This is a genomic window from Pseudomonas sp. P4_B3, assembly GCF_056402295.1.
Window position 1 is genome coordinate 1 of sequence record NZ_JBFUHR010000026.1, and the last position, 25,569, is coordinate 25,569.

Here is a 25,569-nt window from a genome sequence, read left to right on the forward strand (position 1 = left end):
GCGAGCTTGCTCGCGATGGACGTTAACGATAACGCGTGTTGTCTGGATGAACGCGTCGCCCTCAGGTCCATCGCGAGCAAGCTCGCTCCTACAGAGGCATTAGGTTTTCGGTTGTTATTATTGGCCTATAGAAATTTACCTTCAGTAAAAAATCAACTTGTTTTTTTACTGCGTCTTGCAGTAATTTCGTCTCGAGCCCGCTCCCGGGCCGAACCTCACAACAATAAAAAAGGGCTGCATGGGCCTTGGGTCCCGTGGCACCTGCAAGAGGAACCACTGATGAAGTCGCACACGCTCAAGCACGGTTTTTATCCCTTGGTGTTGTCCGTGGCCATGGGCCTGGGCAGCGCTCAGGCAGCATCGGACATGGTGGTGGTCGGATACGGCGGAGCCGGACAAAAAGCCCAGGACGTGGCGTTCTTCCAACCGTTCGCCGCCGTGGATCAAAGCAAGGTGATCCAGAGCGAATACAACGGCGAGATGGCCAGGATCAAAGTGATGGTCGACACCGGCAACGTCGACTGGGACGTAGTGCAGATCGAAGGCCCGGACCTGATGCGCGGCTGCGAGGAAGGCATGTACGAGCGGCTGGACTGGACCCGCCTGGGCCACGCCGACCAGTTGATCCCCGAAGCGGCGCAGGAATGCGGTTCCGCCGCGCTGGTGTGGAGCGTGGCGATTGCCTACGACACCGACAAACTGGCCCAGGCCCCGACCTCGTGGGCAGACTTTTGGGACGTGAAGAAAACCCCCGGCAAGCGTGGGCTGCGTAAACGCGCGGTGTACAACCTGGAATTCGCCTTGCTGGCGGACGGGGTCAAGACCGAAGACGTCTACAAGGTGCTCGGCACCCCACAGGGCGTGGACCGGGCATTTGCCAAACTCACTGAACTCAAGCCTTACATCCAGTGGTGGGAGGCCGGCGCGCAACCGCCGCAATGGCTGACCGCCGGCGATGTTGTGATGACCTCGACCTACAGCGGACGCATCGCCGACGCCGCGCAGAAAGGCAGCCACCTCGGGCTGGTCTGGCCCGGCAGCCTGTACGGCATGGACTACTGGGCGATCATCAAAGGCTCCAGGCATGTGGATCAGGCCAAGCGCTTTATCGCCTTCGCCAACCAGCCGGACGCCCAGGTCAACTACGTGCAGCAGATTCCCTACGGCCCGACCAACACCCAGGCCGCCGCACGGCTGGACGATAAACTGGCGCAATGGGTGCCCACCGCGCCGCAGAACCTCAAGGGCGCACTGTCGATGAATGTCGGTTTCTGGGTCGATCATGGCGAAGAACTGGAAGAGCGCTTCAACGCCTGGGCCAGCAAATAAACGCGGATGGCTGGACGTGTCCAAGCGTCCAGCCTTACCGTCTGCCCCAGCCGATCAGCCTGGAGAACCACAACCATGAACAACATCGCCAGCTACCTGGCCCCTGAACGCAACGCCACCGAGCAGCGCCTGCGCGAGGAGCTGGCGGCCTGTTACCGTTTAATTGCGCACTTTCGCATGACCGATTTGATCTTCACTCACATCTCGGTGCGCATTCCGGGGCCGGAGCATCACTTTCTGATCAACCCTTACGGGTTGATGTTCGATGAAATCACTGCGTCGAATCTGGTGAAGATCGACCTCGATGGTCATGCCGTGGAGTCGTCGTCGTACCCGGTGAACCCGGCCGGTTTCGTGATCCACAGTGCCATTCATGGCGCCCGTGAAGATGCGCAATGCGTGCTGCACACCCATACCAAATCCGGGTGCGCGGTGGCGGCGTTGAAGTGCGGGTTGTTGCCGGTGAACCAGATTTCCATGGAGTTCTATGGCCGTGTTGCCTACCACGACTACGAGGGTGTGGCGCTGGACCTCAGTGAGCAACAACGGCTGGTGGCGGACATGGGGGACAAATCGGTACTGATGCTGCGCAACCACGGTTTGCTGACCGTCGGCGAGACCGTGAGCCAGGCGTTTTTGCGCATGTATTACCTTGAAAAGGCTTGTGAGATTCAGTTGGCCGCGCAGGCTGCCGGGGAAGTAGTGCTGCCGTCGCACGAGGTCTGCGCGCATACCGAACGGCAGTTCAATGAGCCGGGGCGACCGTTGGAGGATGGGGAGTTGAGTGATCCGGATGCCATGCAACTGGCCTGGGCGGCGTTGTTGCGAATGCTGGATCGAGTGGCGACGGGGTATCGGGACTGATCTGAGACCTCGGCTGTCTGGGCTGACGTCATCGCGAGCAGGCTCGCTCCTACAGGAGAAGAGGGTGTACGCAAAATCTGCGAACTACACAAATACTGTAGGAGTGAGCCTGCTCGCGATGGGGGCACCACGGTCTATCAGTCTGGCAACTGACTGGAGAAATGGTCCGCTCTTGCTGTACAGTCGTTCAGCTTGCGCGCACAACGCGAGCCTGAACGATTCAACCAAGGAGCGTGTCGCCGATGAACCAGGAAGCCCGTTTTTCCCGCATGGAACCGGAGTTGCGCAAAGCCAACCTGATCGAGGCAACGCTGGTGTGCCTCAAGCGTCATGGCTTCCAGGGCGCGTCGATCCGCAAGATATCCGCCGAGGCCGGGGTCTCGGTGGGGCTGATCAGCCATCACTATTCCGGCAAGGATGAACTGGTGGCCGAGGCCTACATGGCGATCACCGGGCGGGTCATGACCTTGCTGCGCGACGCCATGGAGCAAGCCGCGCCGAATGCCCGGGAGCGCTTGTCGGCGTTTTTCCGCGGGTCGTTTTCCGCCGAACTGCTCGATCCGCAACTGCTCGATGCCTGGCTGGCGTTCTGGGGCGCGGTGAAAACCGCCGAGGCCATCAACCAGGCCCACGATCATTCCTATGGCGAGTATCGCGGCGTCCTGCGCAAGGTGCTGGCGGAACTGGCCCGGGAGGAGGGCTGGGAAAACTTCGACGCCGACCTCGCCGCCATCAGCCTCAGCGCGTTGCTCGACGGCTTGTGGCTGGAGTCCGGGCTGAACCCTGGCACCTTCACCCCGGAGCAGGGCATCCAGATTTGCGAGGCTTGGGTCGACGGGTTGCAGGCCGGCGGCCGTCAGCGCTTTTGCGTGCAGACGAGCGACTGTTGATCAGTCGTTCAGTACTGGATACTCTCTGGCGCCGAAGCGGGAAAACACTCTAATAAGAAACTGGCCCTCGGGCCTGAGCCGGACACCAAGCGATGACTCCTCGGGTATTGATCGTCGATGACGATCCGCTGATTCGCGATCTGTTGCACGCCTACCTGTCCCAGGAAGGCTACGACGTCCATTGCGCCGCCACGGCGGAACTGGCGGAAACCTTCCTCGCCGGCCAGGCCGTGGACCTGGTGATGCTCGACATCCGCCTGCCGGGCAAGGACGGCCTGACCCTGACCCGCGAGCTGCGGGTGCGTTCGGAAGTCGGGATCATCCTGATCACCGGGCGCAACGACGAAATCGACCGCATCGTCGGTCTCGAATGCGGCGCCGATGACTACGTGATCAAACCCCTCAATCCAAGGGAGCTGGTGTCCCGGGCGAAAAACCTGATTCGCCGGGTACGTCATGCGCAAACGCCAGCACCTGCCGTCGCGGTGGCCAAACCGGTCAAGCAATTCGCCGACTGGTCACTGGACACCGACCGCCGTCGCCTGATCGATGCGTCCGGCAGCGAAACCCTGCTGACCCATGGCGAATACCAATTGCTCAGCGTGTTCCTGCGCAACAGCGGCCACACCCTCAGCCGCGATCAGTTGATGGACCAGATCCGCAACCGCGAATGGGTGCCCAACGACCGCTCCATTGACGTGCTGGTCGGGCGCTTGCGCCGCAAGTTGCACGACGATCCGGCCGAACCGCAGTTGATCATCACCATCCATGGCGCCGGTTACCTGTTCACCGCTGGCGTGGCAGCCTGAACCTGATGGCGCGATGGCTTTGCCTGCTGGCGATGCTGGTGGCCGGCCATGCCGTCGCGGCGGAGAAGGTTCGCTATTGCGATTACCCGGTGTACCCGCCGATCTCCTGGAGCGACGGCAAGCAGGTGCGCGGCCTGGCGCCGAGCGTGGTGAAAAGCCTGTTCGGCCAGTTGGGGTATGAGGTCGAGATGGTCGTGCTGGGCAACTGGAAACGCTGCCTGCTGGACGCCGCTGAAGGCCGGGTCGATGTGGTGCTGGCCTACAGCACCGCGCAACGCGAACAGAGCATGCTGTTCTCGACGGTGCCGGTCTTGCGTGAAGAAGTGGCGCTGTTCATCAACCACCAACACCCGGTTACATTCGAACAACTGGACGATCTGGCCCATTACCGTGGCGGCCTGTTGTTCGGCGAGAGCTACGGTGTGGAGTTCGATCGCATGGTTGCGCACAACAACAATATCGAATGGGTTTCCGACAGCCACCAGAACTTCGGCAAGCTGATTCGCGGGCGTATCGACTTCATCACCCAGGAGCGGCGCACCGGCCAGTTGTATGTGGAAAACCTGCCCGGCGGCCAGGACATCATTGCCTTGCCCAAGGCCTTGAGCGTGGACTATCTGCGCGTCGCCGTGTCGCGGCGCTCACCCTTGGCCCAGCGCATGCCCGAGATCAATGCGCAGTTGCAGCGCATGGTCGATGCCGGCGACATCGAACGCTGGCTCAACGAAAGCGAAGTGACCTACCGTGACATGATCAATCTGCCGGCAGATGCGCAATGATTCGTGCCCGTCCCGGTGGACTGTTGCGGCGCCTGTTGCTGTTCATTCTGTTGTTCAGCCTGTGCTTCACCGTGCTGGCCAGCAGCGTGCAACTGTACATCGAGTATCGACGGGAAATGCGCGACATCGATTCGCGCATGGAACTGATCCGCGCCGGCTACCTGGCCAGCCTGGAACGCAGCCTCTGGGATTTGAACCAGGAACAGCTGAACGTGCAATTGCGCGGGCTGGTGGACTTCTCCGACGTGGCGCGGGTGCACTTGACCAGCGCCGATTTCGACCTGGTACAGGGTAATCCGCACCCCACGGGACCGCTGCGCATCGAGCGCTTTGCCCTGGACTATCAGCCGCCGTCCGGCCCCTTGCGCAACCTTGGCGAACTGGAGGTCAGTACCGATCTGGGGGCGGTGTACCAGCGTCTCTACGCCACCGGTTTGACCAGCCTGTTGTGGATGGCGGTGTTCCTCTGCGGTCTGGCCGTTGCCTTGTCGGGTCTGTTTTATCGACTGGTGACCCGGCACCTGAAAGTCATGGCCGAGTTTGCCCGGCGCATCGCCGCCGGTGAATGGCACGAACCCCTGCACCTGGACAAGCGTCGTGGCAGCGACGAAATCGACACCGTGGCCCATGCGCTGGATGATATGCGCCGGGCGATTCTGCGGGACATCGAGCGCCGGGAAACCGATCGCCTGGCCCTGCAGGACAACCGTGACGAGCTGCTGAAAATGGTCGAGCGCCGCACCGCCAGCCTGATGCGCGCCAAAGACGAGGCGGAAGCGGCCAACCTCGCCAAGTCGCGGTTCCTGGCGACCATGAGCCACGAACTGCGCACGCCCCTCAATGGCATTCTCGGCATGGCCGAATTGCTGCGCGGCGCGCGTCTGGATGCCCAGGACGGCAAACGCCTGGATGCCTTGCACAAGGCCGGCGAAGGCTTGCTGACGATCCTCAATGAAGTGCTGTATTTCGCCAAGCTGGAGGAGGGCGTCAGCCATCCCGAGCCGGTGGATTTCTCGCTGCGCCAGTTACTCGATGAGGTACTGACACTGTTGGAACCGCGCGCGCTGAACAACGATACGATCCTGAGTTGCCGGGTCGATCAGCGCATTGCCGAGTATCACCACGGTGCCGAGCAGTTCCTGCGGCAGGTGCTGAGCAACCTGCTGGCCAACGCGATCAAGTTCACCGAAGGCGGCGCAGTCAGCGTCGAGGTGGCGCTTCTCAGCGGAACCGGCAAACAGGCGGGGCAGCGGCTGCGGGTCAGTGTCACGGACGACGGCATCGGCATTGCCCCTTTGATGCAGGCGAAGATTTTCGAGCGTTTCACCCAGGCCAGCGAAGAAGTCGCGCAACGCTTTGGCGGCACCGGGCTGGGATTGGCGATCTGCAAACATCTGGTGGAGCAGATGGGCGGTTGCATCGGTGTGGACAGTGAAGTGGGGCGCGGCAGTTGTTTCTGGTTCGAGCTGTCCTTGCAGCCGGCCAGCGGCGTGGTTGAGGCGGAACCGGTGCGGGCGGTGGGGCCGGCACTGAACATCCTGGTGGTCGAAGACGTGGTGCTCAACCGCGAAGTGGCCAAGGGTTTGCTGCAGCGGGACGGTCACCGGGTATGGCTGGCCGAAGAGGCAGAACAGGCGCTGGAACACTGCGCGGCGCGGGTTTTCGATCTGCTGCTGCTGGACGTGCATCTGCCGGGCATCAGCGGGGTCGAGTTGTGCCGGCAGATCCGCAACAGCGACGGGCCGAATCGCCACACCCGCATCTTCGCCCTGACCGCCAGCGTGCAGCCGGCGCTGGTGCGCGGTTATCTGGAGGCCGGCATGAACGGTGTCCTGGCCAAGCCCTTGAAGCTGGAAAACCTGCGCCAGGTGCTGGAAGGGCATGCGCCTGTGGCCGAGTCGCTGCTGATCGATGAGGCAATGGACTGGCCGCTGTTGCAGACCCATCGCAGCCTGCTCGGCGAGCAAAAGGTCCAGAGTCTGCTGGCGCTGCTGCGTGACTCGATCCTGCAGCACCGCGACGCGCTGCATGAAGCCATGGCCGCCGACGACTGCACTGAGGTTGCGCAATTGGCTCACCGCCTGGCCGGTAGCTGCGACTCCCTGGGTTTTCGGGCCTTGGCCAGCACCTTGAGGGCGCTGGAGACCTTGGCGCTGGCAAACGATGAATCGGCGATCCAGCGCCTGAGCCCGGTGCTGGATGAGCAATTGCAGCACTCGCTCGATACCCTCAAAGGCCTGTTGCAGAGCTGACGTACAAGTTTGTTACGACTTTGTACAACTTCGATCTTTACGGTCAACGCGAACTTACATGGCTTTCCAATAATCGACGTAACCGCCGCAGCGCGGTCTTCGAAGCTTATTGGAGATAATAATAATGAATTGCCGTAAAGCTGATCCCTCCCTGCGCCGTGACGTCCTGTCGCGCGCTGCACACCTCATTGACTGCTGAGGTGCCGACATGAACGAAAATACTGATCGCAGCACTGATCATAAAGACATCCAGCTGACCCGTGCCCTCAAGAGCCGTCACATCTTCATGCTGTCGCTGGGCGGCGTCATCGGCACCGGGTTGTTCATGGGCTCCGGTGTGACCATCAATCAGGGCGGCCCGGTGGGGGCGATTCTGGCTTACCTGGTCGCGGGTTTCCTGATGTACCTGGTGATGGTCTGCCTGGGCGAACTGTCGGTACAGATGCCGGTGTCCGGTTCGTTCCAGACCCACGCCACTAAATACATTGGCCCGGCCACCGGGTTCATGATCGGCTGGGTGTACTGGATGAGTTGGGCCACCACTGTGGGCCTGGAGTTCACCGCCGCCGGCATGCTGATGACCCGCTGGTTCCCGACGGTGCCGATCTGGTACTGGTCGGCGCTGTTCGTGGTGGTGCTGTTCGGCATCAATGCCATGGCCACCCGCGCTTTCGGTGAGGCGGAATACTGGTTCTCGGGGATCAAGGTCGCGGCGATTCTCGGTTTCATCGTGGTCGGCGTACTGGTGATCTTCGGCGTGATGCCCCTGAGCAGCGGCGCACCGGCACCGATGGCGACCAACCTGATCGGCGATTCGTTGTTCCCCAACGGCCTGTCGGCGGTGTTCGCGGTGATGATGACCGTGGTCTACGCGTTCCAGGGTTGCGAGATCATGGGCGTGGCCGCCGGTGAAACCGATCAACCGGAAAAAAGCATTCCCCGCGCCGTACGCAACGTGGTGTTCCGCGTGCTGATTTTCTACGTGCTGGCGATCATCGTGCTGTCGGCCATTGTGCCGTGGCAGCAAGCGGGCCTGATGGAAAGCCCGTTCGTGCAGGTGTTCGACATGGTCGGCATTCCCTACGCCGCCGACCTGATGAACTTCGTGATCCTCACGGCGATCCTGTCGGTGGGCAACTCCGGCCTGTATGCCTCGACGCGCATTCTGTGGGCGATGTCGAAAACCGGCATGGCGCCGAAAAGTCTTTCACCGCTGAGCAAGCGTGGCGTGCCGCTGCGCGCCTTGAGCATCACCTTGTGCTTCGCGCTGGTGTCGCTGATGACCAGCTTCGTCGCCGCCGACACCTTGTTCATGGTGTTGATGGCGGTGAGCGGCATGGCCGGCACCGTGACCTGGATTGTCATCGCGCTGGCGCAGTACAAGTTCCGCAAGGCGTATCTGCGTGACGGCGGCAAACTCAGCGACCTGAAGTACCGCGCACCGTGGTTCCCGGTATTGCCGCTGATGTGCATCACGCTGTGCTGCTCGCTGTTCGTGTTCCTGGCCCTGGATGAAACCCAGCGTCCGTCGCTGTATTGGGGCTTTGGCTTCATTGCGCTGTGCTATGGCGCGTACTTCCTGATCCATCGCAAGCGTCAGGGTGTATTGGCGCCGAGCTTGCCGACTGCCTGATCCCTCAAAATAGACACATCCCCCCTGTAGGAGCGAGCCTGCTCGCGATAGCGGTTGATCAGCCAACAGAGATGTTGAATGTGATTCCCTCATCGCGAGCAGGCTCGCTCCTACATTGGTTTTGTGGTGGGCAAAAGATTTGCGACCTGTCTGCTGTCAGCAGTTGTTCGAAGTTGTAACAGCGCCAGCGACCCATTCAACGCAATCGATAAATAATCTAATAAAAACAATGCTTTAGCGATTTCATTGGCTTGTTACAGCCCATTCCCCCACCAATTGCCGCCTTACTGAACACTCGTTTAGTATGGCCTCAGGTCGCATCACCTCAGACCCATCACAATAATTCGAGGATTCCCATGACCACACAATCGTCGCTGCTCAGCCAGGTCGAAGCAGGCGTTGCCTGGATCACCCTCAATCGCACTGACCAGCGCAATGCGCTGGACATTCCGACGCTGAAAAACCTGCACGGCTTGCTCGACGCTTTCAATGCCGATCCGGCGGTGCGCGTGGTGGTATTGACGGGCAGTGGCCGCAGCTTCTGCGCCGGCGCCGACCTCGATGAATGGGCCGATGCCGAAGCCCGGGGCGCCCTGGAAACCTACGGCTGGACCGAAACCGCCCATGCCTTGATGACCCGCCTGCACAGCCTGGAAAAACCGACCATCGCCGCCATCAACGGCACCGCCGTCGGCGCCGGGATGGACCTGACCCTGTGCTGCGACCTGCGCATCGCCGGGCAATCGGCACGTTTCAAGGCCGGCTACACCAGCATGGCGTATTCGCCGGATGCTGGCGCCAGTTGGCACCTACCGCGATTGATCGGCAGCGAGCAGGCCAAGCGCCTGCTGTTTCTCGACGAATTGTGGGGCGCCGACCGTGCCCTGGCCGCCGGACTGGTCAGCGAAGTCTGCGCTGACGAGCAACTGCTGACCGTCACCAACGAACTGGCCGCACGCCTGGCCGCCGGCCCGACCTTTGCCTTCGCCCAGACCAAAAAACTCATGCGCGAAGGCGCCGAACGCAGCCTGCCGGAACAGCTGCAAGCCGAACTCGCCGCCGGCCTGCTCTGCGGTCGCAGTGAAGACGGCAACGAAGCCCTGCGTGCCGCCATGGAAAAACGCCCGGCACGCTTCATCGGCCGTTGATTCCTCTCCATCTCCCAGAACACGAACAACAGGTAGCAGCATGAATTTCCAACTGACCCAAGAACAAGAAATGTTGGTGGACTCGGTACGCAGCTTCGTTGAGAAGGAACTGCTGCCCTATGAAGAGCAGGTCGACCGCGCCGACGAGGTCTCCCCGGAACTGGCGGCACAGATTCGCGGCAAGGCGATCGCCGCCGGTTTCTACGCCTTCAACATGCCCGAAGAAGTGGGCGGTGGCGGCCTGGACTACCTGTCCCAGGCGCTGATCGAACGTGAGCTGTCCAAGGTGTCCTGGGCGCTGCACGTGTTTGTCGCGCGGCCGTCGAAAATCCTCATGGCCTGCACCGGCGACCAGATCAACGACTACCTGTTGCCGTGCATCCAAGGTGAAAAGATCGACTGCTTTGCCCTGACCGAGCCGGGTGCCGGCTCCGACGCCAACGCGATCAAGACCCGCGCCGTGCGTGAAGGCGACGACTTCATTCTCAATGGCAGCAAGCACTTCATCAGCCACGCCGGGCATGCCGATTTCGCCATCGTCTTCGCCGTGACCGACACCTACGAACACAACGGCAAAAAGCGTAACGCCGTGACCTCGTTCCTGGTCGACCGCAACACCCCGGGCATGACCATCCGCCGTGGACCGAAGTGCGTGAGCAACCGGGGTTATCACACCTTCGAAATGTTCTTCGACGACTGCCGCGTGCCGGCCAGCAAAGTGCTGGGCGAAGTCGGCAAGGGTTGGGACGTGGCCAACGCCTGGCTGACCGCCGGGCGCGTGATGGTCGCGGCCAACTGCGTCGGTCAGGCCCAGCGCGCACTGGACGTGTCCTTGCAATGGGCGGCGGACCGCAAGCAATTCGGCCAGCCGATCGGCACCTACCAGGGCGTGTCGTTCAAGCTCGCGGACATGGCCACGCAAATCCGTGCCGCCGAACTGCTGACCCTGCACACCGCGTGGAAAATGGACCAGGGCACCATGACCGATGGCGAGGCCGGCATGGCCAAGCTGTTCGCCAGTGAAGTGCTCGGTCGTGCCGTCGATGAAGCGGTGCAGATTTTCGGCGGCATGGGCCTGATGGACGAAGGACCGGTGGAGCGCATCTGGCGCAACGCGCGGATCGAACGGATCTGGGAAGGCACCTCGGAAATCCAGCGCCACATCATTTCCCGCGAGCTGCTGCGGCCGCTGTTGCGCTGATCGGCCCGGAGAATTCCCATGTCCCAAACCATTCGTGACAACCTCAAACGCATGCTCGCGCCGCAACACGTGGCGTTCGTCGGCGGCCGCAATATGGCCCGCGCCCTCAAGCGCTGTGCCGAGGGTGGCTACCAAGGGCAGATGTGGCTGGTCAACCCGCAACACGACAGCCTTGAAGGTGTGCCGTGTGTGCGCAATATTGCTGATCTGCCCTGTGGACCGGATGCTGTCTTCATTGCCACCAACCGCGAACTGACCCTGACCTGCGTCGCAGAACTGACCGCCATCGGCGCGGGCGGCGCGATCTGCTACGCCTCGGGCTTCGCCGAAACCGGCGCCGAAGGCCAGGCCCTGCAACAGCGACTGCTAAAGGCCGCTGGCGACATGGCCTTGCTCGGCCCCAACTGCTACGGCCTGCTCGACTACCTGCACAGCTCTGCGCTGTGGCCGGTGGCCCATGGCGGCAAGGCAGTGGAGAAGGGCGTGGCGGTGCTGACCCAGAGCGGCAACTTCGCCTACAACCTGTCCATGAGCGACCGTTCGCTGCCGGTGGCCTACATGGCCTCGGTCGGCAATCAGGCGCAACTGGGTGTCGCTGAACTGATGGACGTGTTGCTCGACGAGCCGCGCGTCACCGCCATCGGCCTGCATCTGGAAGGCCTGAAGAACGTGCCGGGTTTTGCCCGCGCCGCGCACAAGGCACTGGAGAAGGGCGTCCCGATCATTGCCCTGAAAACCGGCGTGTCGCAGATCGGCGCCGAACTGGCCTTGAGTCACACCAGTTCGCTGTCCGGTTCCGATGCGCTGTACGACGCGTTGTTCGACCGTCTCGGGGTGATCCGCGTCAGCGGCCCGGTGAGTTTTGTCGAAACCCTCAAAGCCGCGGCTTGCGGCAATCTGCCGGCGGGCAACAGCCTGATCGCGCTGGCCTGCTCCGGTGGCGACGCCGGGTTGATTGCCGACTACGCCGAACGCAACGACCTGGGCCTGCCGAAACTCGATCAAGGACAGGTCGGCGAACTCGCGCAAGTGCTGCCGAGCTACGCCAACCTGGTCAACCCGCTGGATTTCACCACGGCGATCTGGGGCGACGGCGAAGCCTTGAACCGCATGCTCGACAGTGCGCTGCGCACCGAAGCCGACGCGGCGATGCTGGTGCTCGACTACCCGTCGGAGTTCACCGGCGAGCGCAAGGAATGCGACCTGCTGCTGGAGTTGTACTGCGCGGCACTGCAACGCCACGGCAAGACCGGTTTTGTCACCTCGGCCTTCCCCGAGCTGTTGCCGGCCCATGCCCGTGAGCGTCTGCACGCCCAAGGCGTCGCGGCCTTGCAGGGCGTTGAAGACGGGTTGGCCGCGTGGGGCCGCATCGCCGGTTATCAGCGCAACCGCAAGACTTTGTTGGCTGTGGGCGAGTCGGCACTGGTCACGCTGTGCCCGCAAGCGCTGGAAGGCGAGGGGCGTTTGCTCAATGAATGGGATTCCAAGCAGGCGTTGAAAGCCTTTGGCTTGCCGACGCCCAACGGCGTATTGAGCACCCCGGACAAGGCACTGAAAGACGCCGAAACCCTGGGCTATCCGCTGGTACTCAAAGCGGTCAGTGCTCAACTGCCACACAAGACCGAGGCCGGTGCCGTGGCGCTGAACCTCAAGGACGGCGCGGCATTGAGCGCTGCACTGGAGAAGATGCGCGCCAGCATTGCCGCCTACGCCCCGGGCGTAGTGTTCGATCAACTATTGCTCGAGCCCATGGCCAAACCGCCACTGGCTGAACTGATCGTCGGCATCAAACGCGAAAACGATTTCGGCCTCGCGCTGGTGATCGGTGCCGGCGGCATTCTAGTGGAGTTGCTCAAGGACAGTCGCAGCCTGTTGCTGCCGACCACCGACGGCGCGATCCGCAACGCCTTGCTCAGCCTGCGCAGCGCGCCGTTGCTGCAAGGTTTCCGTGGACGCGAGTCTGCTGACCTGGACGCCTTGGTGACCGCGATCCGCGCCGTGGCCGATTACGCCTGCGAGAGCTCCGCACACCTGCTGGAACTCGATGTGAACCCATTGTTGGTCGGTGCCCAAGGCACGACTGCGGTCGATGCGTTGATTCGCCTCGGCCACGAGTGAGGACATGAATATGCAAAGCAAATCCTTGACCGGTGGCCAGGCCCTGGTGCGTCTGTTGGCCAACTACGGCGTCGATACCGTGTTCGGCATCCCCGGCGTACACACCCTGGAGCTGTATCGCGGCTTGCCCGGCAGCGGCATCCGCCACGTATTGACCCGTCATGAGCAGGGCGCCAGCTTCATGGCCGACGGCTATGCCCGGGTCAGCGGCAAACCCGGCGTGTGCTTCGTCATCACCGGCCCCGGCGTGACCAACGCCGCCACCGGCATTGGCCAGGCTTACGCTGACTCGATTCCGATGCTGGTGATTTCCAGCGTCAACCACAGCGCCAGCCTTGGCAAGGGCTGGGGCAGCCTGCACGAATGTCAGGACCAGCGTGCGATGACCGCGCCGATTACTGCGTTCTCCGCAGTGGCGCTGACCGCCGAAGATCTGCCGGAACTGATCGCCCGTGCCTACGCGGTGTTCGACAGCGAGCGCCCGCGCCCGGTGCACATCTCGGTGCCGCTGGACGTGTTGTCAGCGCCGATCGCTCGCGACTGGAGCAACGACGTAGTGCGTCGTCCGGGTCGTGGCCCGGCATCCGTTACCGCCATCGATCAAGCTGTGGCCAAACTGAAGGCTGCCAAGCGGCCGATGATCATCGCCGGTGGTGGTGCGCTCAATGCCACTTCGCAGCTACAGGACATCAGCACCCGACTCGCTGCGCCGCTGTTCACCAGCGTCGCCGGCAAGGGCTTGCTGCCGCCGGATGCGCCACTCAACGCCGGCTCATCCCTGTGTGTGGAGCCGGGCTGGAACCTCATCGCCGAGGCCGACGTGGTGCTGGCGGTCGGCACCGAAATGGCCGACACCGACTACTGGCGTGAACGCCTGCCGCTCAATGCCGAGCTGCTGCGCGTCGACATCGACCCGCGCAAGTTCAACGACTTCTACCCGTGCGCGGTGGCGTTGCATGGCGATGCACAACAAACCCTCAGTGGGTTGCTTGAGCGTTTGCCCACCGACGTGCGCGACGCTGGCGCCGCCATTGCCTCGGTTGTCGCCCTGCGCGAAGCGGTCAAGGCCAGCCATGGACCGTTGCAGTCCATTCATCAATCGATTCTCGACCGTATCGCCACGGAGCTGCCGGACAACGCGTTCATCAGCACCGACATGACCCAACTGGCCTACACCGGCAACTACGCCTTCGACAGCCTGGCGATCCGCAGTTGGCTGCACCCCACCGGCTACGGCACCTTGGGTTATGGCCTGCCGGCCGGGATCGGCGCCAAGTTCGGCGCGCCGCAGCGGCCGGGCCTGGTGCTGGTGGGCGACGGTGGTTTCCTCTACACCGCCCAGGAACTGGCCACGGCTGTTGAAGAACTGGACAGCCCGCTGGTGGTGCTGCTGTGGAACAACGACGCGCTGGGGCAGATTCGCGACGACATGCTGGGCCTCGACATCGAGCCCATCGGCGTGCTGCCACGCAACCCGGATTTCGCCGCCCTCGCTCGTGCCTTCGGCTGCACCGTGACTCAGCCGCAAAGCCTGGCCGAGTTGCAGACCGACCTGCGCCACGGCTTCAAGCGTAACGGCGTGACCCTGATCGAACTCAAACATGCCTGTGCGCATTGATCTGCATTTCAAGGGGATGAAGCCATGCGCTTTTCCGATCTGACTCAACGTATCGCCGGCGACGGCGCCGCCGCGTGGGACATTCACTACCGCGCCTTGGCACTGCGCGAGCAGGGTGAAGACATTCTGCTGTTGTCCGTGGGCGATCCGGATTTCGACACGCCACAGCCTATCGTGCAGGGCGCCATCGACAGCCTGCTGAGCGGCAACACTCACTACGCCGAGGTGCGCGGCAAGCGTGCCCTGCGTGAAGCCATCGCCAAACGTCATCAGCAGCGCAGCGGCCAATCCGTTTCGGCCGATCAGGTCACCGTGCTGGCCGGGGCGCAATGTGCGCTGTTCAGCGTGGCCCAATGCGTGCTCAATCCCGGTGACGAGGTGATCGTCGCCGAACCGATGTACGTCACCTACGAAGCGGTGTTCGGTGCTTGCGGTGCCGTGGTGGTGCCGGTGCCGGTGCGCTCGGAAAACGGTTTTCGCGTGTTGCCAGAAGATGTCGCCGCGCGCATCACTGCGCGTACCCGTGCCTTGGCACTGAACAGCCCGCACAACCCGTCAGGCGCGAGTCTGCCGCGCAGCACCTGGGCTGCTTTGGCTGAACTGTGCATCGGCCACGACCTGTGGCTGATTTCCGATGAGGTCTACAGCGAACTGCTGTTCGACGGCGAGCACGTCAGCCCGGCGAGCCTGCCGGGCATGGCCGAGCGCACCGCGACCCTCAACAGCCTGTCGAAATCCCACGCCATGACCGGCTGGCGCGTCGGCTGGGTGGTGGCGCCGCCATCCCTGGCCGCGCACCTGGAAAACCTCGCGTTGTGCATGCTCTACGGCTCGCCGGATTTCATTCAGGACGCCGCCGTGGTGGCCCTGGAAAGCAACCTGCCAGAGCTCGAAGCCATGCGCGAAGCGTATCGCCAGCGCCGCGACCTGGTGTGCGACAGCCTGGCCGATTGCCCCGGTGTGCGGGCGTTGAAACCCGATGGCGGCATGTTCGTGATGCTCGATATCCGCCAGACCGGGCTCAGCGCCCAGGCGTTTGCCGACCGTCTGCTGGATCGCCACGGCGTGTCGGTACTGGCTGGCGAGGCCTTTGGTCCGAGCGCGGCGGGGCATATTCGCCTCGGTCTGGTGGTCGGCGCCGAACCGCTGCGCGATGCCTGCCAGCGCATTGCCCGTTGTGCTCAAGAACTGATGGAGGCTCAGCTATATGCTTAACCACAAGGCGTTGTTTATTGAGGGTCGCTGGCAGAAACCTTCGGGGCAGGGCATCGCCGAGGTGATCAACCCGGCCACCGGGCAAGTGTGCGGCAGCGTGCCGCTGGGTGATGAACTCGATGTCGAAAACGCCGTGGCGGCTGCACGCCGGGCCTTCGATTCATGGTCGCGCACGCCGTCCAGCGTGCGTGCGGGCTATATCCGTGCACTGGCCGATCAACTGCGCAAGCGTGCCGATGAGATGGCCTCGGTCATCACCATGGAGCTGGGCATGCCGGTGCAATGGTGCCGTTCGGTGCAGGTCGATGGGCCGATCACTGGCCTTGAGCAATACGTCGAACTGGCTCATCTCATGGACGAGGTGCGTGAAGTCGGCAATTCGCTGGTGATCCGCGAGGCCGTGGGTGTCTGCGCGTTCATCAACCCGTGGAATTACCCGCTGCACCAATTGATCGGCAAACTGGCCCCGGCACTGGCCGCCGGTTGCACCGTGGTGGTCAAACCGAGCCAGGAAACTCCGCTGCATGCCTTCCTGTTGGCGCAAATGATCGAGGACATCGGCCTGCCAGCCGGGGTGTTCAACCTGGTCAGCGGTCCGGGCTCGAAAGTCGGCGAAGCGCTGGCCAAGCACCCGGACGTGGACATGGTGTCGTTCACCGGATCCACCGGCGCCGGGGTTCGGGTTGCGCAAGCGGCGGCACCTTCGGTCAAGCGCGTGTGCCTGGAACTGGGCGGCAAGTCGCCGCTGCTGATCGCCGAGGATGCGGATCTGGCAGCGGCCGTGCGCTACGGCGTGCAGGACGTGATGATCAATTCCGGCCAGACCTGCACCGCGTTGACCCGCATGCTGCTGCCGGCCAGCCGCTACGCCGAGGCTGTGGAAGTGGCGCTGGCGCAAACCCTGAGCCTGCGCATGGGCGATCCCCTCGACCCGCAAAGCTTCCTCGGCCCGATGTGTTCGGCCGGGCAAAAACGCACCGTGCTCGACTACATCAAGGTTGGCCAGCAGGAAGGCGCTCGCCTGCTGTGCGGCGGTGACATGCCGGGGCGCGGCTTCCATGTCAGCCCGACGCTGTTCGCCGATGTCGACAACCGCATGCGCATTGCCCAGGAAGAAATCTTCGGCCCCGTGCTGTGCCTGATTCCCTACACCGATGAGGCGCAAGCGATCCAGATCGCCAACGACTCGCCGTTCGGCTTGTCCAGTGGCGTCTGGGCCGGCAGTTCCGAGCGCGCCTTGCACCTGGGACGGCAGATGCGCGCCGGTCAGTGCTTCCTCAACGGTGCGGCGTTCAATTATCAGGCGCCGTTCGGTGGCTACAAACAGTCGGGTAACGGTCGCGAATGGGGTGAGGAGGGGCTGAACGAGTTCGTCGAAGTGAAGGCGATCCAGGTGTGACGGTTGGCGACTCAAACTGTTCATCACCCACGATGTTGCGACTCCACACCTTCAACCGATACGCCGGAAAAAGTCTAAGGAACCACCATGAAAGTACTGATCGTCCACGCTCACCCGGAACCGCAATCCTTCACCGCCGCCCTGCGGGACCAGGCTGTCGCCACCCTCGAAGCCCAGGGCCACGAGGTGCAGGTCAGCGACCTGTACAAAATGAACTGGAACCCGGTGGCCAGTGACGCAGACTTCTCGAATCGGGAAAACCCCGAGTACCTGGTCTATGCCCTGGAACAACGCCTGGGCGTGAAGAGCCAGTCGCTGGCGCCGGACATCCAGGCCGAACTGGACAAACTGCTGTGGGCCGACCTGCTGATCCTCAACTTCCCGATCTTCTGGTTCTCTGCCCCGGCGATGCTCAAGGGCTGGATCGACCGGGTGCTGGTGTCCGGCATCTGCTACGGCGGCAAACGCTTTTACGATCAGGGCGGATTGGCTGGGAAGAAGGCACTGGTGACCGTGACCCTGGGCGGGCGCGAACACATGTTCGGCGAAGGCGCGATTCATGGCCCGCTAGAGGACATGCTGCGGCCGATCCTGCGTGGCACCCTGGCTTACGTCGGGTTCGATGTGCTGGAACCGTTCGTGGCCTGGCATGTGCCGTACATCAGCGACGAAGCGCGCCAGCAATTTCTGGTTGATTACGGCCAGCGGCTGCAGCATCTGAGTGATGATCAGCCGTTGGTGTTTCCGAAGTTGGCGCAGTTTGATGACAAGCTCTATCCACTGACCTGATCAACACCCCGAACCTTGTAGGAGCTGGCTTGCCAGCGAAAGCGGTCCTTCAGCCAACAAGTGTTTGCCTGACACACTGCCTTCGCTGGCAAGCCAGCTCCTACAGGGGATTGTATGGGCTGTCTGAATCGGGGGTGTTTATGGGTTGTTTAACGGCTGTCAGCGTTACTTCCCGCAAGCTACAACGGCTTGCGTCATTGCCTACAGCTACGCCAGAATCCGCCGGCTTGTGCGTCTTGGGGGCGGGTTCTATCGTAGGCCGGTCGCTGGAAAACAACAGCGATCGGGTTTGGTAGCCCGGAGTCTGGCGCGCAACGACACATCATGCAGATGCTCATTTTGGTTTCTGCTTTTTATGGTGGTCATGCGCAGGGTCTCTTCGGAGGCGCCGGCTCCAGTACTCCGGTCTACCAACCTGTGCATGGCCACCACCCTTCGTTTGGTAGCGAAAGTGATGGCTCCAACTTAATAAGTATTGGAGTTTCACTATGTTCAAAGTCACACCCAATCCCCCAGACACCGATCCGACATCCCCGTACGAAACCCTCGACTCCCAAAAACTCCACGAAGCCGCAGAGCGCGCCCTCGATCATTACCTCAACCCCGGTCCCGGCATCATGGCCACGCCGCGTAAACCCAGTTCCATGTTCATCGTCAATCCCGAACTCAATATCGAGACCTTGCTGGTGCATGCCTGTGAATCGCTGGCGTCGGCCAATGTCATGGCCACCGATCTGGTGGATCATCTGGAAGGAACCAGCCGCAATGCGCTGCTCGGCATTGCGCAGGTGATCATGCTCGGCGAACTGGCGGTGAACCGGGCGCTGGATCAACTCGATCCGCCTGAATAACCACAAATCTCCAGATCACCGATAGACCTGTAGGAGCTGGCTTGCCAGCGAAAGCGGTGTGTCAGTCGACGTCTATTTTGTCTGACACGCCGCTATCGCGAGCAGGCTCACTCCTACACAACACCCACCGCTTGTTTGGAAGTCCTTCTCAGCGGAGCCATTGAACTACACTTTTCAGTTGCTCCACCCGATCGGCAGGCGACGCATGGCGTCGCTTGCCGCCGCCAGTCGACCCAAAGGCTTGCCCGTTGTGGCAAGCCTGTCGGAGGTCATCATGAAAAGGTTGTCACCCATCAGTCTGTGCCTTGCCTTGTCGGTTCTCAGTGCCCCGGGATGGGCGCAATCGGTGGTGCCGATGAAAGGGCAAAGTTCGCAACAAACCCAGGCCGACATCAACGAATGCAACAGCATCGCCGCCAGCCAAAGCGCCTCGACGGCTTCCACGCCTTCCGGCGGGAGGGTCAAGGGTGCCGCTGTGGGGGCTGCCGCCGGCGCAACGGCTGCCCAGGTACGCGGCAATCAGCATGACGAGGCTTATGACCGCGTCGACGATGACACGAAGCAGGACTATCGCCAGAACCGCGCCAAGTCGACGGCAGCGGCCGGCGCTGTGGTCGGTGGTTCACGTCAACGCCAGGAACGCCGGGCGGATGCGAAAACCACCCAGACGAATACCGCGTCGGCCTACAGCAGCTGTTTGCAGGGCAAGGGTTATCAGGTCAACCCTTGAGTCAGGTACGGAACACACTGTAGGAGCGAGCTTGCTCGCGATGGTCGTCAACGATAACGCTGGTTGGCAGGTGCCCCGCGGTGCTCTCCGGTTTATCGCGAGCAAGCTCGCTCCTACAGGATCCCCGAGCTCGCTGTTTCAAGGAAGCAGGCGGATAAGGAAACTGCCTGTAGCTCTAATCTGACAACCGTTCATCGGTGAACTACGCTGCGATACGTACCCTCGATCTGAATTTTGTGACGTAAGGATCCGACACATGCGGAGCAGGCTGCTCGCTGTAATGGTTACTGTTTTCGGGATGTTTTGGTCGGTGCAACTGTGGGCCGAGGATGCACCTAAAGCGGTTGATGCTCCCGTCGAATTGAAAGTGGCCAACCGCAGCATCATGGTATTTCGCGCGACCCTCCTCGGTGAAGCCCCAGCGTCGCGGGTCAAACGGGCAAAAGTGGTGATCAGTGAGGCGCTGGACGAGGCCGACGACCTCAATGTCACCCTCGACCCGATCATGAAAAGCTACATGGTGCTGCTGGGTAGCCGGCGCGCCTTTATCGTTTCGCCCAAGGACTTCGACGAGACCGAATACGATTCGGTACAGCAGGCCGCGGAAGCCGCGGCTGACAGGCTGCGCCAGGTCGTGGCCGAAACCCGGGAAGCCCGTAGCCTGCAATTGATCCTGCGTTCCGTAGTCGCCGCGTTGCTCGCCACCGGCATTTACATCGCTCTGCTGTACGGCATGATGTTTTTGCGGCGCAGAGTGCTGAAGAAACTGCCCGAACTGATGCATCGGCACACCCAGGCCCTGAAAGTCGGAAAAGTTCCGCTGGTCGACGCCAATTACCTGTATCCCTTGGTCAGCCGCCTGCTGGAGCTGGTGCGCTGGATCGTCGTCGCGCTGTTTACGTACGAGTGGCTGGGCTTTGTCCTGTCACGCTTTCCCTATACCCGTCCCTGGGGCGAAAGCCTGAATAACTATCTGTTGGAACTCGGCGGCTATCTGCTGCAAGGGATCGTCGGTGCCATACCCGGGCTGGGCGTGGCGCTGGCGATCTTCTTTATCGCCCGCGGCGCAACCGCGTTCATGCGGCGGATACTGCGGCGCATGGCTGCACCGGGAACCGTCAGCTGGCTGAACCATGAAACCCTGCAACCGACCCAACGCCTGACGTCCCTGGCGATCTGGCTGTTTGCTCTGGCCATGGCCTATCCGTACCTGCCGGGTGCTGGCACCGATGCATTCAAAGGCTTGTCGGTGCTGATCGGCCTGATGATTTCCCTGGGCGCCACCAGCGTGGTGGGCCAGGCGGCGGCGGGGTTGATCCTGACCTACACCCGTACCCTGCGCCCCGGCGAATTTGTGCGCATTGGCGACTACGAAGGCACGGTTACCGAACTGGGCATGTTTACCACCAGCATTCGCACCGGCCTGGGCGAGGTGCTGACCCTGCCCAATTCGATGATCACCGGTACCGTCACCAAGAACTACTCGCGTGTAGTGCAAGGCCCTGGCTACGTGGTCGACACCGTCGTGACCATCGGCTACGACACGCCGTGGCGGCAGGTGGAGGCGATGTTGCTGGAGGCCGCAAAACGCACGCCGGGGATTCTCGAAGTGCCGCCGGCCCAGGTGTTCCAGACAGCATTGTCGGACTTCTACCCGGAATACCGGCTGGTGGCCCAGGCCATTCCCAGCCAGCCTCGGCCGCGAGCGGTGCTGCTGAGCATGCTGCACGCCAACATCCAGGATGTATTCAACGAGTACGGCGTGCAGATCATGTCGCCGCACTACCTGGGCGATCCGCAACAGGAAAAGTGGGTGCCCAGGGACAAGTGGTACCCGGCTCCTGTGCAAGAATCGAAGGAATCCTGATTCCGCCTGGAAGGGCGTACTGCGGGAGCAAAGGCACGCATCAGCGCCGGTTACTGGCCTCGGTGCCATACCTTTAAGTAATCGATTGTGAAGGTGGAGGGCAGGTCAGCGTCGTCCACGACGCCGAACCATTTCCAGAAGGCCTCACTGTCAAACACGACTTGCATCGGGAAGTGCCAGTGGGTGTTTTTCGATTCCCTGACCAGCACGCCATCGACGTACCAGCGCAGGGTGTCGGGTTGCCAGTCGAACCCGTAGACATGAAAGGTGCTGGCCAAGCGCCAGGGCGCGGTCCAGGTGCTGCCATTGGCCAGATGTTCGCTGCTTTGCGGCGTGGCCCATACATGGGCGTTCATGTTGTACAGTCGGTCGAAAGCGCCGCTTCCGGTTTTGCCGCCGATTTCGAAGATATCGATTTCGGTGGCGTTTTCGGGCAGCCCCGTCCAGGCCAGCCAGAATGCGCTGGAACCGGCGGAATTCATCGGTTTGGCCCGGGCCTCGTAGTAACCGTACAACCTCCGCTCATTGGTATGCACCATCGCCGAGCTGTAATCCTTGAAGCCCAGTTTCGTGTACTTCTGCGGCAAGGTTTGCTTGCGGAACACGATTTCGAGATTGCCGTTGTCGACGCTGGCATTTTCCGGCATGAACAGGGCCGGTTTGCGCCCCAGCGAGTCGCTGCCCGTGGCGTTGTTGACGTGCCAGCGATCACGGTCAAGGGTGTTGCCGTTGAAGTCGTCGGACAGTTGCGCGTCCAGCACCCAACGCCCGGCATTGGCCTGATCCGACAGCGGCAGGCTGGCATGGGTTTGCTGAGGCACGGGGCCCAGTGGGCCCGCCCGGGTCCAGACATTCGCTTGGCCGGGGATGGTCACCGCCCATTTGTTCGCCAGGTATTCGAACACCTCCCGGCGCTCTTTCTGGGTGATCAGCGGGCGGTCGTAAACCAGCACTTCAGCGATGTCGCCACGCAAGACTTCGGTGGTACCCACCACGTTGCGCGCCACGGCATAGGGGCCGATGGGCACATCATGGAGTTCCAGAAAATCCAGGGTTGGCGCGAAGGCTGTGCTCTTTTCAACGCTGAGTGCAAAGTTCGGCGTCACGTTGTCGTTATCGGCAAGCCGCGGGCGCGAGCTGAACTGGCGCTGCCAGGTGTCGCCGCCGGCCTGTTCGGGCAGCCGGCGGGACACCAGAAACACCGTGGCCGGGCCCTTTGCCACACGAATTTGTTTGCCGACGAATGCCGAAACGCCACTGAAACGCACCACGGCGTTGCCGTTGAGCGCGTTGTCGACGCGCAGCGGCAGTGACGTGGCGTTCGGGTTGTCGACGCTCGCATGGTTGGACTTGCCCGACTTGTCGTGCCAGCGCAGGACCCGGTTTTGCCGGTCGAGGGACATCGTTGACTGATCGGCGCCGTCCAGCCACAGGACCAGGCCATCGGTCACCGGACGCGCGGGCGTCGCCTGGGCACAACAGGCCATCGCGGCCAGCAGCAAAACCAGCCAGCATTCCCTGAGCATGTGAGCCCCCTGAAAGAGCGCGGAGGAGTGACGCGCCGGTCACTTGGCAAAGGCGGCCGACAACTCGACAGCGGGGCGGTAGCCGTAGGGATTGCTCGATTGCCAACGCCAGCTGTCCTGGATCATCTGCGCGAGGTCACGCCGGGCGCACCAGCCCAGTTCGTGCCGGGCCTTGCTGGCATCGGCCCAGCACTGCGCAATATCGCCGGCCCGGCGCGGGGCGATCTGGAACGGAATGCTGACGCCGGTGACGTCTTCGAAACTGTGGATCATCTGCAGCACGCTATAGCCGATCCCGGTGCCGAGGTTCCAGATGTGAATGCCGCCAGCACCGTGCAGCACCTGCAATGCCTTGAGATGCCCTTCGGCGAGGTCGACCACGTGGATGTAGTCCCGCACGCAGGTGCCGTCGACGGTGGGGTAGTCATTGCCAAACACCGTCAGCTCGGGGATTCGGCCAATCGCCACTTGGGTCAGGCAGGGCAACAGGTTATTCGGCCGACCGTTGGGGTCTTCGCCGATCAGGCCGCTTTGGTGGGCGCCAATCGGGTTGAAGTAGCGCAACAGGGCGATGCTCCAGCGCGGTTCGGAGAGGGCAAGGTCAGTGAGCAACTGCTCGACCATGAGCTTTGAGCGCCCATAAGGGCTGGCCGGAATGCCGGTGCCCGAAGCCTCGACGATGGGCGTGTGCGCCGGTTCGCCGTAGACCGTCGCCGAGGAACTGAACACCAGTTTGAACACATTGAAGCGCGCCATGACCTCACACAGGTTAAGGGTGCCCACTACGTTGTTGGCGTAATACTCCAGGGGATGACACACGCTGTTGGCCACGGACTTGAGGCCGGCAAAATGCACCACCGCGTCAATTTCGTATTGGCTGAAGAGGCTTTCGAGCAAGGCCGTATCGCGGATGTCGCCTTCAATGAAGCGGACCCGGGCATGGGCCAGGTGTTCCAGGCGCTCGATGGACTCGTGGCAACTGTTGCACAGGTTATCCAGCACCAGCACATGTTGGCCGGCGTCGATGAGGGTCAACGCGGTGTGGGAGCCTATGTAGCCGGCCCCGCCCGTGATCAGCGTGGTTTTAGGCATTTTGGGCGTTCCTGTTTCAAGAAGTCAGGGTCAGCGAGCGGTGAAAACCAACTTGAATTCCTGCGGCCAGCGCGGGTGCAACACGCTATAGGCCAGCGCATAGGTCAGGGCACCGATGGCGATGTTGCAGGCCAGGTGCAAGACGCCTTGCAAGGCCAGGTGCGCAGAAGCGGTCAGCACCACAACCGCCATGACCAGCGAGGCGATCACGCTGCGGTAACCGGACTCGATGAACACGCCCCAGCCGTAACCGATGGCGGTGTTCAGTCCGCGAATTTGCAACGGCGTGATGAGCAGCATGCGCACCAGCAAGGCCAGTGCAGCGCCCATGCCGCCGCAGGTCGGGCCCAGCATATAAACCAGCCCGAGGGCGAGCAGGGCGGTGCTCACCTCGGCCTTGAGGGTGACGCGGGTGTGGTTGACCGCCACCAGCGCCGTGGTGGCGTACATGGCAAGGTTGCCGATGGCTGCGGTGATCGCCAGCACTTGCAGCATGGGAATGGCGTCGGCCCATTTGGCGCCGAAGATCAACAGGACGATATCCTCGGCCGTCAGCGCAATCCCCAGGAAAAACGGCGTGAGCAGAAAACCGCTGATCACCGTCGAGTCGCTGATGATCCCGATCAGTCGCGGCGGGTCGCTGCTGCGCCGGGCGAACACCGGCAAGGCATAGCTCATCAGTCCGTTGTAGATCGCCGAGCGCGGCAGATCGATGATGCGCATGGCCAGGTTGAACATGCCCACCGCATGGGCCCCGGCGGTCATGCCCAGCACCACGTTGACGCCACGTTGCAGGGTTTGTGCGCTCAGCGCATTGATCGCCACCGGGGTTCCGGTCTTGAGCAGTTCCCGCAGGAAAGGCCCGTCAATGTACAAAGCGATGCGCCGCCGGTCCCCGTTCATCAGCACCACGACGCAGACAAACTCCATGATCAGCGCCTGGGCGATCACCGCCCACGGGCCGAACCCCCAGAGCGCCACGACAATCCCGCCGACGCCGCCGACGATTTTCCCCAGCAACGTACGCGACGCCAGCCTCTTGAAGTTGCTGGTGCGGCGCATTTCCACGACATACACACGCGCTATCATGGTGAACAGAATCTTTACCGAGGCCACCGCCATCATCCATTGCAGTGCCGGCGAGGGCGTGTACAACATGGCCGCCAGGGAGATGACGCCGATGGACACGAGGCTGATCAGCACGGCAAACCAGAACGCCGTGCTGATGTGCTTGTCTTCCAGGCGCTCGGCCCGTACCAGCGGGTCTTCCAGTACCGACGAATAAAGCAGTCCGACCATTTCGACAATCGCGATGATCACCGTGCCCACGCCCAGCTCCGTGGGCGTGAGCAGCCTCGCGTAGACGACAAAGGTGATCATCGACAGGAAAATCAGGCCGAATTTCTCGGTGAAGATCCAGATCAGGGTAACCAGACGCTGGTTGGCCATGGCGGGCACC

General features: G+C 62.2%; 20 protein-coding genes. 17 read left to right on the plus strand and 3 right to left on the minus strand.

Going from position 1 to position 25,569, the window contains the following annotated elements:
• Positions 1-279: 279 nt before the first annotated feature.
• The 17 genes from AC1DWG_RS25750 (at position 280) to AC1DWG_RS25830 (ending at position 21,492) form a co-directional block, all read left to right on the plus strand.
• The gene (locus tag AC1DWG_RS25750) at positions 280-1,329 is read left to right on the plus strand and encodes an ABC transporter substrate-binding protein (RefSeq protein ID WP_477764209.1); all 1,050 of its coding nucleotides are present in this window, start codon (positions 280-282) and stop codon (positions 1,327-1,329) included.
• A gap of 75 nt (positions 1,330-1,404) precedes the next feature.
• Positions 1,405-2,193 (plus strand): class II aldolase/adducin family protein, encoded by a 789-nt coding sequence (locus AC1DWG_RS25755; RefSeq protein WP_477788517.1) that lies wholly within the window; start codon positions 1,405-1,407, stop codon positions 2,191-2,193.
• A 242-nt stretch (positions 2,194-2,435) separates the two neighbouring features.
• Positions 2,436-3,083, plus strand: a complete 648-nt coding sequence (locus AC1DWG_RS25760) for a TetR family transcriptional regulator C-terminal domain-containing protein (protein ID WP_477764211.1) — start codon at positions 2,436-2,438, stop codon at positions 3,081-3,083.
• Between the two features lie 92 nt (positions 3,084-3,175).
• A complete protein-coding gene (locus AC1DWG_RS25765; RefSeq protein ID WP_477764212.1) occupies positions 3,176-3,892 on the plus strand; it encodes a response regulator in 717 nt (238 codons plus the stop codon).
• A 5-nt stretch (positions 3,893-3,897) separates the two neighbouring features.
• Positions 3,898-4,671, plus strand: a complete 774-nt coding sequence (locus tag AC1DWG_RS25770) for a substrate-binding periplasmic protein (protein WP_477788518.1) — start codon at positions 3,898-3,900, stop codon at positions 4,669-4,671.
• Positions 4,668-6,923: an ATP-binding protein gene (locus tag AC1DWG_RS25775; RefSeq protein ID WP_477788519.1), complete on the plus strand. Its 2,256-nt coding sequence runs from the start codon at positions 4,668-4,670 to the stop codon at positions 6,921-6,923. The genes AC1DWG_RS25770 and AC1DWG_RS25775 overlap by 4 nt, the downstream gene beginning before the upstream one ends.
• Positions 6,924-7,131: 208 nt before the next feature.
• Positions 7,132-8,556, plus strand: a complete 1,425-nt coding sequence (locus AC1DWG_RS25780; RefSeq protein ID WP_477788520.1) for an amino acid permease — start codon at positions 7,132-7,134, stop codon at positions 8,554-8,556.
• Between the two features lie 356 nt (positions 8,557-8,912).
• The gene (locus AC1DWG_RS25785) at positions 8,913-9,704 is read left to right on the plus strand and encodes an enoyl-CoA hydratase/isomerase family protein (protein ID WP_477788521.1); all 792 of its coding nucleotides are present in this window, start codon (positions 8,913-8,915) and stop codon (positions 9,702-9,704) included.
• A 40-nt stretch (positions 9,705-9,744) separates the two neighbouring features.
• Positions 9,745-10,905, plus strand: coding sequence for an acyl-CoA dehydrogenase family protein (locus AC1DWG_RS25790; RefSeq protein ID WP_477788522.1), 1,161 nt, complete (start codon positions 9,745-9,747; stop codon positions 10,903-10,905).
• Between the two features lie 18 nt (positions 10,906-10,923).
• On the plus strand, positions 10,924-13,023 hold the full coding sequence (locus tag AC1DWG_RS25795) for an acetate--CoA ligase family protein (RefSeq protein ID WP_477788523.1): 2,100 nt from the start codon (positions 10,924-10,926) through the stop codon (positions 13,021-13,023).
• A gap of 10 nt (positions 13,024-13,033) precedes the next feature.
• Positions 13,034-14,641 carry a 5-guanidino-2-oxopentanoate decarboxylase gene (locus AC1DWG_RS25800; RefSeq protein ID WP_477764277.1) on the plus strand — a complete coding sequence of 536 codons (1,608 nt, stop codon included), beginning with the start codon at positions 13,034-13,036 and terminating at the stop codon, positions 14,639-14,641.
• A 24-nt stretch (positions 14,642-14,665) separates the two neighbouring features.
• Positions 14,666-15,856: a pyridoxal phosphate-dependent aminotransferase gene (locus tag AC1DWG_RS25805; RefSeq protein WP_477788524.1), complete on the plus strand. Its 1,191-nt coding sequence runs from the start codon at positions 14,666-14,668 to the stop codon at positions 15,854-15,856.
• Complete coding sequence (locus AC1DWG_RS25810; RefSeq protein ID WP_477788525.1) at positions 15,849-17,255, plus strand: aldehyde dehydrogenase family protein; 1,407 nt, start codon at positions 15,849-15,851, stop codon at positions 17,253-17,255. The genes AC1DWG_RS25805 and AC1DWG_RS25810 overlap by 8 nt, the downstream gene beginning before the upstream one ends.
• 87 nt (positions 17,256-17,342) lie before the next feature.
• Positions 17,343-18,044: an NAD(P)H-dependent oxidoreductase gene (locus AC1DWG_RS25815; RefSeq protein ID WP_477764220.1), complete on the plus strand. Its 702-nt coding sequence runs from the start codon at positions 17,343-17,345 to the stop codon at positions 18,042-18,044.
• A gap of 488 nt (positions 18,045-18,532) precedes the next feature.
• Positions 18,533-18,895 carry a DUF6124 family protein gene (locus AC1DWG_RS25820; protein ID WP_477764221.1) on the plus strand — a complete coding sequence of 121 codons (363 nt, stop codon included), beginning with the start codon at positions 18,533-18,535 and terminating at the stop codon, positions 18,893-18,895.
• Positions 18,896-19,169: 274 nt separating this feature from the next.
• Complete coding sequence (locus AC1DWG_RS25825) at positions 19,170-19,625, plus strand: hypothetical protein (RefSeq protein WP_477753776.1); 456 nt, start codon at positions 19,170-19,172, stop codon at positions 19,623-19,625.
• Between the two features lie 256 nt (positions 19,626-19,881).
• Entirely contained in the window at positions 19,882-21,492 is a 1,611-nt protein-coding gene (locus AC1DWG_RS25830) for a mechanosensitive ion channel family protein (RefSeq protein ID WP_477764222.1), read from the plus strand.
• A 50-nt stretch (positions 21,493-21,542) separates the two neighbouring features.
• Here the strand turns inward: AC1DWG_RS25830 and AC1DWG_RS25835 are convergent, their stop codons facing one another.
• From AC1DWG_RS25835 to AC1DWG_RS25845, 3 genes are read right to left on the minus strand one after another with little or no spacing between them, the layout of a single operon-like run.
• Complete coding sequence (locus tag AC1DWG_RS25835) at positions 21,543-23,018, minus strand: family 16 glycosylhydrolase (protein WP_477788526.1); 1,476 nt, start codon at positions 23,016-23,018, stop codon at positions 21,543-21,545.
• Between the two features lie 39 nt (positions 23,019-23,057).
• Entirely contained in the window at positions 23,058-24,110 is a 1,053-nt protein-coding gene (gene galE, locus AC1DWG_RS25840) for a UDP-glucose 4-epimerase GalE (protein WP_477788527.1), read from the minus strand.
• 30 nt (positions 24,111-24,140) lie between these two features.
• On the minus strand, positions 24,141-25,559 hold the full coding sequence (locus AC1DWG_RS25845) for an oligosaccharide flippase family protein (protein WP_477764225.1): 1,419 nt from the start codon (positions 25,557-25,559) through the stop codon (positions 24,141-24,143).
• Positions 25,560-25,569: the final 10 nt, after the last annotated feature.

What these genes read in the sequence shown, in the direction of transcription:
- AC1DWG_RS25750 (WP_477764209.1), top strand. Translation starts at nt 280, where the DNA reads ATGAAGTCGCACACGCTCAAGCACGGTTTTTATCCCTTGGTGTTGTCC.
- AC1DWG_RS25755 (WP_477788517.1), top strand. Translation starts at nt 1,405, where the DNA reads ATGAACAACATCGCCAGCTACCTGGCCCCTGAACGCAACGCCACCGAG.
- AC1DWG_RS25760 (WP_477764211.1), top strand. Translation starts at nt 2,436, where the DNA reads ATGAACCAGGAAGCCCGTTTTTCCCGCATGGAACCGGAGTTGCGCAAA.
- AC1DWG_RS25765 (WP_477764212.1), top strand. Translation starts at nt 3,176, where the DNA reads ATGACTCCTCGGGTATTGATCGTCGATGACGATCCGCTGATTCGCGAT.
- AC1DWG_RS25770 (WP_477788518.1), top strand. Translation starts at nt 3,898, where the DNA reads ATGGCGCGATGGCTTTGCCTGCTGGCGATGCTGGTGGCCGGCCATGCC.
- AC1DWG_RS25775 (WP_477788519.1), top strand. Translation starts at nt 4,668, where the DNA reads ATGATTCGTGCCCGTCCCGGTGGACTGTTGCGGCGCCTGTTGCTGTTC.
- AC1DWG_RS25780 (WP_477788520.1), top strand. Translation starts at nt 7,132, where the DNA reads ATGAACGAAAATACTGATCGCAGCACTGATCATAAAGACATCCAGCTG.
- AC1DWG_RS25785 (WP_477788521.1), top strand. Translation starts at nt 8,913, where the DNA reads ATGACCACACAATCGTCGCTGCTCAGCCAGGTCGAAGCAGGCGTTGCC.
- AC1DWG_RS25790 (WP_477788522.1), top strand. Translation starts at nt 9,745, where the DNA reads ATGAATTTCCAACTGACCCAAGAACAAGAAATGTTGGTGGACTCGGTA.
- AC1DWG_RS25795 (WP_477788523.1), top strand. Translation starts at nt 10,924, where the DNA reads ATGTCCCAAACCATTCGTGACAACCTCAAACGCATGCTCGCGCCGCAA.
- AC1DWG_RS25800 (WP_477764277.1), top strand. Translation starts at nt 13,034, where the DNA reads ATGCAAAGCAAATCCTTGACCGGTGGCCAGGCCCTGGTGCGTCTGTTG.
- AC1DWG_RS25805 (WP_477788524.1), top strand. Translation starts at nt 14,666, where the DNA reads ATGCGCTTTTCCGATCTGACTCAACGTATCGCCGGCGACGGCGCCGCC.
- AC1DWG_RS25810 (WP_477788525.1), top strand. Translation starts at nt 15,849, where the DNA reads ATGCTTAACCACAAGGCGTTGTTTATTGAGGGTCGCTGGCAGAAACCT.
- AC1DWG_RS25815 (WP_477764220.1), top strand. Translation starts at nt 17,343, where the DNA reads ATGAAAGTACTGATCGTCCACGCTCACCCGGAACCGCAATCCTTCACC.
- AC1DWG_RS25820 (WP_477764221.1), top strand. Translation starts at nt 18,533, where the DNA reads ATGTTCAAAGTCACACCCAATCCCCCAGACACCGATCCGACATCCCCG.
- AC1DWG_RS25825 (WP_477753776.1), top strand. Translation starts at nt 19,170, where the DNA reads ATGAAAAGGTTGTCACCCATCAGTCTGTGCCTTGCCTTGTCGGTTCTC.
- AC1DWG_RS25830 (WP_477764222.1), top strand. Translation starts at nt 19,882, where the DNA reads ATGCGGAGCAGGCTGCTCGCTGTAATGGTTACTGTTTTCGGGATGTTT.
- AC1DWG_RS25835 (WP_477788526.1), bottom strand. Translation starts at nt 23,018, where the DNA reads ATGCTCAGGGAATGCTGGCTGGTTTTGCTGCTGGCCGCGATGGCCTGT.
- galE (WP_477788527.1), bottom strand. Translation starts at nt 24,110, where the DNA reads ATGCCTAAAACCACGCTGATCACGGGCGGGGCCGGCTACATAGGCTCC.
- AC1DWG_RS25845 (WP_477764225.1), bottom strand. Translation starts at nt 25,559, where the DNA reads ATGGCCAACCAGCGTCTGGTTACCCTGATCTGGATCTTCACCGAGAAA.